This window comes from Micromonospora cremea, from assembly GCF_900143515.1.
Lineage (GTDB): Bacteria > Actinomycetota > Actinomycetes > Mycobacteriales > Micromonosporaceae > Micromonospora > Micromonospora cremea.
Window position 1 is genome coordinate 2899487 of the sequence record NZ_FSQT01000001.1, and the last position, 7203, is coordinate 2906689.

Here is a 7203-nt window from a genome sequence, read left to right on the forward strand (position 1 = left end):
CAATGAACCAACGACTCAGGACACTAGGTTCTGGTTGTCAGACCAGAGCGGGTGATGACGTGGGCGACGTGCGGGCTACCTATCGTGCGATGCTGCGCGACGATATTGCTCCCGCTCTACGCGCCCTCGGCTTCAGCTCGCGGTACAGCCTGCCGGACCCGGAGTCCTGGGCGTTGCTCGGGTTCCAATCCTCGCGGTTCAACACCAGCGAGTCCCTGACGTTCACCGTCAACCTCTGCGCCGTATCACGGCTCGTCTGGGAGTCGCGCAGGCGTGAGCAGGGCCACCTACCGGAGAAGCCGTCGCCGCGCACCTTCTACGGTCATTTCGTCTGGTCCTGTCGCCTGGGCCACGTGATGCCTGTGGACAAGGACGTCTGGTGGAACCTGGACGAGGATGCTGAGGCCAAGGGTGTTGCGAGCGAGGTCGTCGCCGCCATCAGCGCGTATGGCCTTCCAAGTCTGCGCGAACGGCTTTGATCCAAGGGCCTTCGACACGGCCGGCCAGCCCGGCCGATGCCGGCCGGAGGTCGCCAGCAGGCCGGGGCCAAGCCGGCGCGGCCCGCGTGCGGGCCACCTTTATCTGATAGAGCGCAATTCGGCAGTGCGCGCCGTGGCAACGGTGTCCTGTCATGGGACATGCTTGACGCTCGCCTCCCACCTGATGCCCGACATGATCCTCAAGAGGAGCCGCGAAGCCCTCACGTGAGGTCCCCCCGGTTTCACGGAGTCTTCTGATCATGGTCTGATGGCCATGGGGAGGAGTCTTTCGTGGCAGCACCGAAGAAGTACCCGGATGAGCTGCGGCAACGTGCCGTTCGGCTGTATCGGGAGTCGGATCCGAAGCCGGTGATCAAGCGGCTGGCCGAGCAGTTGGGTGTGCATCCGGAGGCGTTGCGGAACTGGATCCGGCAGGACGAGGCCGACCGTGGTGAGCGCGAGGACCGGCCGACGACCGAGGTGGCCGAGGAGAACCGGCGGCTGCGCAAGGAAGTCGCTGAGCTGCGGCGGGCGAACGAGATCCTGAAGGCGGCGAGCGCGTATTTCGCAGCGGAGCTCGACCCGACCCGGCGACGGTCATGAGGTTCATCGACGAACACCGTGACCAGTTCGCGGTCGCGCTCCTGCTACGGGTCCTGAGCATCACCGCCTCGACCTACTACGGCTGGCTGCGCCAGGCCGAGCAGCCCTGCGACCGGGACCTGGTCGACCGGGGCTTGTTGAGCAACATCCACGAGGTCTGGGAGGCCTCGGGTCGCACCTACGGCGCTGACCGTGTCCACCAGCAGCTACGCCGCGACGGCATTCGCGTCGGCCGTAAGCGGGTGGAGCGGTTGATGGCCGTGCAGGGTTGGCAGGGCGCGTTCCTGCGCCGAGGCTGGCGCGGCGGCTCCACCCGTCAGGACCCTCGGGCCACGCCGGCGCCGGATCTGGTGAACCGGCAGTTCACCGCGGCGGTGCCGAACCGGTTGTGGGTCGCTGACGCCACCCGCATCCCGACCGGTGAGGGCGTCTTCTGGGTCGCCGCCGTGCGAGACGCGTTCTCCAACCGGATCGTCGGCTGGAAGGCCGGCGACCGCTGCAACACCGAACTCATCCTCGGCGCCCTCGAATACGGCATCTGGTCCCGCGACGTACGTGACCAGGAGTTGATCCACCACAGCGACCGCGGGTCGAACCTTAGGTTCAAGGAGTCGTTGCAACACCGGCCTGTTGGATTGATCTTAGGTGTTCGTCCAGGGCCTCTGCTGGCGTTCTCCACTCCAGAGACTTGCGGGGCCGACTGTTGAGCACGGCGGCGATGGCCTCGAGGTCGGTGATGCTGTGTCGTGATAGGTCGGTGCCTTTAGGGAAGTACTGGCGCAGCAGTCCGTTGGTGTTCTCGTTGGTGCCGCGCTGCCAGGGACTGTGCGGGTCGCAGAAGTAGACCTCGAGACCGATGTCCAGACGCAGCTGGACATGTTGGGCCATCTCGGCTCCCTGGTCCCAGGTCAGCGAGCGGCGTAGCTGCTCGGGCAGGTTGGTGATCTGGTCGGCGATAGCGTCTCGGACCGCTTCGGCGCCGTGCCCGGCCAGCGGCGGGCCGTTCTTCACCACAGGCTGCTGACCGTAGCCATCCATGCGGGGCAGGTGCAGAAGCATCGTGAACCGGGTGCTGCGCTCGACCAGCGTGCCGATGGCCGAGCGTTCCAGGCCGATGATCAGGTCGCCCTCCCAATGGCCTGGCACGGCCCGGTCGGTGACCTCCGCCGGCCGTTGGCTGATCATGACCTCTGGGCTGAGGAAGTGCTTGCCCCGTCTACGGGTGCGCGCCTGCGGCACCCGTAACGCCCGGCCGGTGCGCAAGCACGCCGTCAGCTCACGGCGCAGCGCACCGCGGCTTTGAACGTAGAGCGACTGATAGATCGCCTCGTGCGAGATCCGCATCGACTCATCATCCGGGAAGTCCACCCGCAACCGCCGACTGATCTGTTCCGGGCTCCAGGCCGTGCCCCATCGCCGATCTGCGCGACGCCCGTGCCGGCGTCCCTTCCACGGCACGTTCGGGCCCGGGATCGGCCGACCATCAACGTCGGTGATCGTGCCGGCGAGCCGCTTCTGCACGTAGTCGCGCAGCAGCTGGTTCGCCGCCAGCTTCGCGGTTTTCGGGCGACGGCCACGACGCTCGGCATGCCACTGCGCGGCCACGGCACGGTAGTCCAGGCTGCCGCCACGAGTCACGGCGTTGCGGCGCAGCTCTCGCGAAATCGTCGACGCGTCACGGCCTACCGCTCGAGCGATCTCTCGCACGCCCTTGCCTTGTGCTTTGAGCAGCGCGACCTCTTCACGCTCGGCGAAGGACAGATACCGGCCCGACGGCGGAACCAGCGACAAAGGTGCCATACCGCCACCCTGACGAAACCAGCGCCCACCCACCGGCTGCGACACACCACACGCCGCCGCAGCTTCCTCGCTCGACAGACCTTCGGCGATCCGACGCCAGAACTGCCGCCGCACCTCCCGGTGCTCGTTCACACCCGGCCGGCCCGGCGATCGCATCGCTGGCCTGCCCGTCACCTCCGTCACCCAACCTGGTGGCCTACCCATGCACACACCCCTTGATTGAGGTGTTGCAACGACCACTGGAATCCGCCAACTACACCTCGATCAAGTTCGCGGAACGCTTGTCAGACAACGGGATCCTGCCCTCAATGGGCTCGGTCGGCGACTCGTATGACAACGCGCTGATGGAGAACTTCTGGTCCACCTTGAAGATCGAACTCGTGCACCGGAACTCGTGGCGCACCCGCGATGAGGCCGAGAACGCGATCTTCGCCTACATCGACGGCTGGTACAACTCCCGCCGCCTTCAGAAAGACCTCGGCTACCTCAGCCCCGACGAGTACGAAACCGCCTGACACACCCGGCAGAACGCCCAACCGCAGACAGCTATCGTTCAGCCTGAGCCGACCGGCGCCAGGTAACCCCCACTCCGCGAAAGCGGGGGGACCTCAACGGTCCGCGACTGGGGCGCGTCGCGGCAGATGCGGATGCCATGGCAAGAAGAGTCATTGGTTGAGTTCCCCGGCCCCGAGCGGCGTTGTCCGCCTTTCAGGGCCGGGGTGGGGTTGTTAGGCGGTTGCTTCGCGCAACCGTTGCCAGGCGAGGGCGGTGATCGCAGTCATCATCGCGCTGGCGATCCAGAACGGTGTGGTGATCTCCCAGACGCTGGCGAACAGTCCGCCGAGGAGAGAGCCGAGCGCGGCTCCGCCCAGATCCAGCAGCGCGTACACGCTGCCGACGCGACCGCGCAGTTGTGCGGGCACTATCCGCTGTCGGGCGGAGGCGACGGTGATACCCCAAACTGTGGCGTGGATGCTGAAGATCACCACGATGACCGCGGCCACCCAGGGTGTCGTCGTGGCCGCCAGGGCCAGATGCGTGACGACCTCGATGACCAGGCCGGCACGCAGCACGGTGGTGCTTCCGAAGGCTTGAGTGAGCTTGGCGGCGACTGTCGTTCCAAACAGGCCGCCGACCGCGAAGGCGGTCAGCAGGAAGCCGTAGCCAACGTCGGACAAACCTAGTCGCTGCCGGCAGTAGAGGACGAACACCGCGAACGCGGCACCGAATGCGATGTTGCCCAGGCCCATGCTGACGGCGAGGGTCCGCAGCAGCGGGTGTCGCCACAACCAGCGCACACCGGCTGCGATCTCGCCACGCAACGAGGCCCGCTGCTGGGGCTTCTCTGGTGCGGGAACCGGCCGGATACCGCCTATCAGTGCCGCGGCCACGGCGAACGTGAACGCGTCGAGCCCGAATGGCGCGGCGGCGGAAATGACGAACAACCAGGCGCCCAGCGGCTTGGCAACGAACTGGTTGCCGATGGTGAAGCTGGCGTAGAGCCGGGCGTTGGCGCTGGGCAGTTTCTCGGGTGCGACGACAGACGGGAGCAACGCGCTCATGGCGGTGTCCGCGAGGGTTTCTCCGGAACCGAGGAGGAAGAGCACCGTGTAGATGATGGCCACGGTGACGGTCTCGGTCGCGATGGTGGCCGCCAACCCGGCTAGGGCGACGGCGCGTACCAGGTTGACGGCTACGACCAGCTGGCGCCGGTCGAGCCGGTCGACGTAGGCGCCGCTGATCAGGGCGAACAGCAGCCAGGGCAACTGCTGGGCAAAGACGGCTCCGGCGATGAGGGCCGGATTGTCACTGACGGAGGCGACCAATAACGGGCCAGCGGCCATGGTGACGCCGTCGCCGATGTTGGACACCGCCGAGGCGGTCCACAGTTTGGTGAAGTCCGCGCCCAGACGCGCGGATACAAGGGCACGCAAAAGAGCTCCTCGAGCCAAGGAAGGGAAACGGTCGGCATGGGACCGTTCCGCGGCGAGGAGCACCGCACTGCCGGCACGATCACCGGCGGCGAACGATCAGTACGCGGTGTGCTCTCGCGGCGAAACGGGGACCGCGACCATGGCGAGGCGCATCTCAGCTCCTAACTGTGGATCAACATCCCGAGCAGGGTAACCAGGCTGCCGTTGCGAAGGAAGGGCTCGCCGCCGGAGAGGTGTGGTCGGATCTGGGCCTGGTCTTCGCCAGCACGATCGGCACGGCGATGGAACCGCGGAACGTCAACCGGCGCTTCGAGCACCTCCGCGTGGCAGCCGGGTTGGACTGGCTGCATCTGCACGACCTGCAGCACGCGTTCGCGTCTGCTGGGTGCCAAGTCCGGGTGTGATCGGGGGTCGGTGTCGACCTCGGTCTTGCCTGAAGGGCTTCGTGGATGTCCTGATGCTGCCCTACGTTGCGGCACAGTGGCCGGCGCTCGGCACCGTAGCCGAGTTCGAGATCGCCCATATGGATGAGCGGCCTCAGATCCGTCTGTGGCCCGTCAAGCCGAGCTACCGAGCGGATCATCCGGTAGCCTCGTTGTACAGCCATCCGTACAGCCAAGCCGGCCGACCACCCGGTCATGAGCGGACGCGAGCTGACGGGACGAGCAGGTCAAATGGCACCGGTCTACACCGGCCGACAGCAGTCTTGATTTTGCAAGGCAGGGTTAGGGGTTCGAGTCCCCTGGGCTCCACCAGCACTTTCCTCGGTTGATCTCGGCGGCGAGTACAGCCAAGGGGTCACGCCGTCCCCTCCTCGCCCAGCACCCGATCAATGGCTGAGGCTGTCTGACGAGCCCGCGCCGGCAGGACATGGCCGTTGGTGTCGGCCGTCATCCGGATCGTGGAATACCCCAGAAGGTCCATGACGGTGCGCAGTTCCTCGCCCTGGTCGAGCAGGAACGTGGCGACCGGTCAGGCGTTGGCCTACATGCAGCTGCGCGCGTAGTGCACGCCGGTCGTCGGTGCTGTCATGGCCACCACCCACGACGCGATCATCGCAGCCCGCACCGTTAGTTTGGAAGGGTGCGCTCAACCGGCCGTGATGCCCGAAACGCCTGTGGCCGGCGGCAGAGCTAACTGCCCCTCGTGCCCGCTCATGACCGCTGCGCGCCGCGGTTACTGGCCCGTGGATGACCCACGACGCCAATGGAGGTAGCGGCGCGGACATGCCCCCGACCGGGACTGACGAAGTGATCAAGGCAGTATGAAGCGGTGTTAGAGAAGATCGAGAGAAGGCTTGTAGCAGCGGCTGAGGCTGTGGTTCGCTCGCCGTCCACCGGCGACGCGCACACCGTCGCTGCTGCAGCAATGGACGCCAACGGCGATATTTACAGCGGCGTCAACGTTTTCCACTTCACCGGCGGCCCGTGCGCCGAGCTCGTAGTCATCGGGTCGGCAGCGGCAGCCAACGCCCCGCCACTCATCACGATCGTGGCGGTAGGTGACGGCGACCGAGGTGTCATCGCCCCCTGCGGTCGGTGCCGACAGGTAATGCTGGACCTGCACCCCGATGTCTTCGTCATCGTTCCAACGGGCGACGGGCAGTTGGCTGCGAAGCCGGTCCGGGAATTGCTGCCCTTTGGCTACGTTGCACGGACCGGCTCGACCGCACCTCGGGTCGTCTACTTTCATCCGAGGCACTACGACACCATTTCCTCCGGGTTGAAGACGGCGACGGTCCGATTCCAGGATTCTGTCCAAACTGGGCCCGCCGTGTTCGTATTTGACGACGGGGAGAGCATTCGACGCCTCGACGCGGTTGTTGAAAAGGTCGAATCCCGCCGCCTTGACCATCTCACCGAGGAGGACGCACATCACGAGGCGCTGCCCGACAGCGACGCCCTGCGCGACGCCATCAAAACCCAGTACCCCATGCTGGGCGACGGGGACGTGGTCGACGTCGCTACGTTCCGGCTGACAGCAATATCGGCCCCCGACCCCGACCCTCGGTCGAGCTACCCTCCAGCCGTAAGCCGTTGTAATCCCGCGGGTCCTAGGGCGGATCTCCTCGTCGGGCAGTCGTAGACCATCCAGTCTCCCGGACGGGGCCAGGGTGGAGCGCCCTACCGGACGAGTCTCAATGGTCGTTGTCAAGGGTGGGGTTGTGCACCACATTGAGCCGATGCTGGGACGTCATCGACTCGACAAGCTGACGCCTGCCCATCTGACCTCCTTCTACAGGGATCGGCTCACGGTCCTGTCGGTCGGTAGCGTCCGGCGGCTGCACGCCAATCTCCGACGGGCGCTCAATGTCGCCGTCCGATGGCAGTTGATCCACGTCAACCCGGCTTCGCTGGTCGACCCCCCTCGTTGCCTCACGTAGAAGT

The 7203-nt window shown here is 66.1% G+C and carries 9 protein-coding genes and 1 other annotated feature; of the genes, 6 read left to right on the plus strand and 3 right to left on the minus strand.

The window, feature by feature from the left end; genetic code table 11:
• Positions 1 to 59: 59 nt before the first annotated feature.
• The 3 genes from BUS84_RS13325 to BUS84_RS13335 all read left to right on the plus strand — a co-directional run bounded on the left by BUS84_RS13325 (position 60) and on the right by BUS84_RS13335 (position 1789).
• Positions 60 to 479, plus strand: a complete 420-nt coding sequence (locus BUS84_RS13325; protein WP_159451021.1) for a DUF4304 domain-containing protein — start codon at positions 60 to 62, stop codon at positions 477 to 479.
• A 291-nt stretch (positions 480 to 770) separates the two neighbouring features.
• Positions 771 to 1082: a transposase gene (locus BUS84_RS13330; RefSeq protein ID WP_074311792.1), complete on the plus strand. Its 312-nt coding sequence runs from the start codon at positions 771 to 773 to the stop codon at positions 1080 to 1082.
• Positions 1037 to 1150: a sequence feature (AL1L pseudoknot), on the plus strand. Its footprint overlaps the gene before it by 46 nt.
• Positions 1079 to 1789 carry an IS3 family transposase gene (locus BUS84_RS13335; protein WP_074311795.1) on the plus strand — a complete coding sequence of 237 codons (711 nt, stop codon included), beginning with the start codon at positions 1079 to 1081 and terminating at the stop codon, positions 1787 to 1789. (Overlaps the previous feature by 72 nt.) The genes BUS84_RS13330 and BUS84_RS13335 overlap by 4 nt, the downstream gene beginning before the upstream one ends.
• Here the strand turns inward: BUS84_RS13335 and BUS84_RS13340 are convergent.
• Positions 1686 to 3086 (minus strand): IS30 family transposase, encoded by a 1401-nt coding sequence (locus BUS84_RS13340; RefSeq protein WP_074308642.1) that lies wholly within the window; start codon positions 3084 to 3086, stop codon positions 1686 to 1688. The two genes, BUS84_RS13335 and BUS84_RS13340, sit on opposite strands and share 104 nt — an antisense overlap.
• 20 nt (positions 3087 to 3106) lie before the next feature.
• Between BUS84_RS13340 and BUS84_RS13345 the strand changes: the two genes are divergently transcribed.
• The gene (locus BUS84_RS13345) at positions 3107 to 3397 is read left to right on the plus strand and encodes an IS3 family transposase (protein ID WP_143728361.1); all 291 of its coding nucleotides are present in this window, start codon (positions 3107 to 3109) and stop codon (positions 3395 to 3397) included.
• A gap of 213 nt (positions 3398 to 3610) precedes the next feature.
• On the opposite strand, the gene BUS84_RS13350 is transcribed toward BUS84_RS13345, so the two are convergent.
• Positions 3611 to 4816: an MFS transporter gene (locus BUS84_RS13350; protein WP_074311797.1), complete on the minus strand. Its 1206-nt coding sequence runs from the start codon at positions 4814 to 4816 to the stop codon at positions 3611 to 3613.
• Between the two features lie 167 nt (positions 4817 to 4983).
• On the opposite strand from BUS84_RS13350, the gene BUS84_RS13355 reads away from it, so the two are divergent.
• Positions 4984 to 5220, plus strand: a complete 237-nt coding sequence (locus BUS84_RS13355) for a hypothetical protein (RefSeq protein ID WP_244298517.1) — start codon at positions 4984 to 4986, stop codon at positions 5218 to 5220.
• A gap of 868 nt (positions 5221 to 6088) precedes the next feature.
• Positions 6089 to 6901, plus strand: coding sequence for an ASCH domain-containing protein (locus BUS84_RS37525; protein ID WP_143728362.1), 813 nt, complete (start codon positions 6089 to 6091; stop codon positions 6899 to 6901).
• A gap of 52 nt (positions 6902 to 6953) precedes the next feature.
• On the opposite strand, the gene BUS84_RS39030 is transcribed toward BUS84_RS37525, so the two are convergent.
• Positions 6954 to 7203 (minus strand): hypothetical protein (locus tag BUS84_RS39030; protein WP_208869609.1); only part of this gene is annotated, 250 nt, incomplete at its 5' end.

Coding starts and splice junctions, on each gene's coding strand:
- BUS84_RS13335 (WP_074311795.1), top strand. CDS start 1,079: ATGAGGTTCATCGACGAACACCGTGACCAGTTCGCGGTCGCGCTCCTG.
- BUS84_RS13340 (WP_074308642.1), bottom strand. CDS start 3,086: ATGGGTAGGCCACCAGGTTGGGTGACGGAGGTGACGGGCAGGCCAGCG.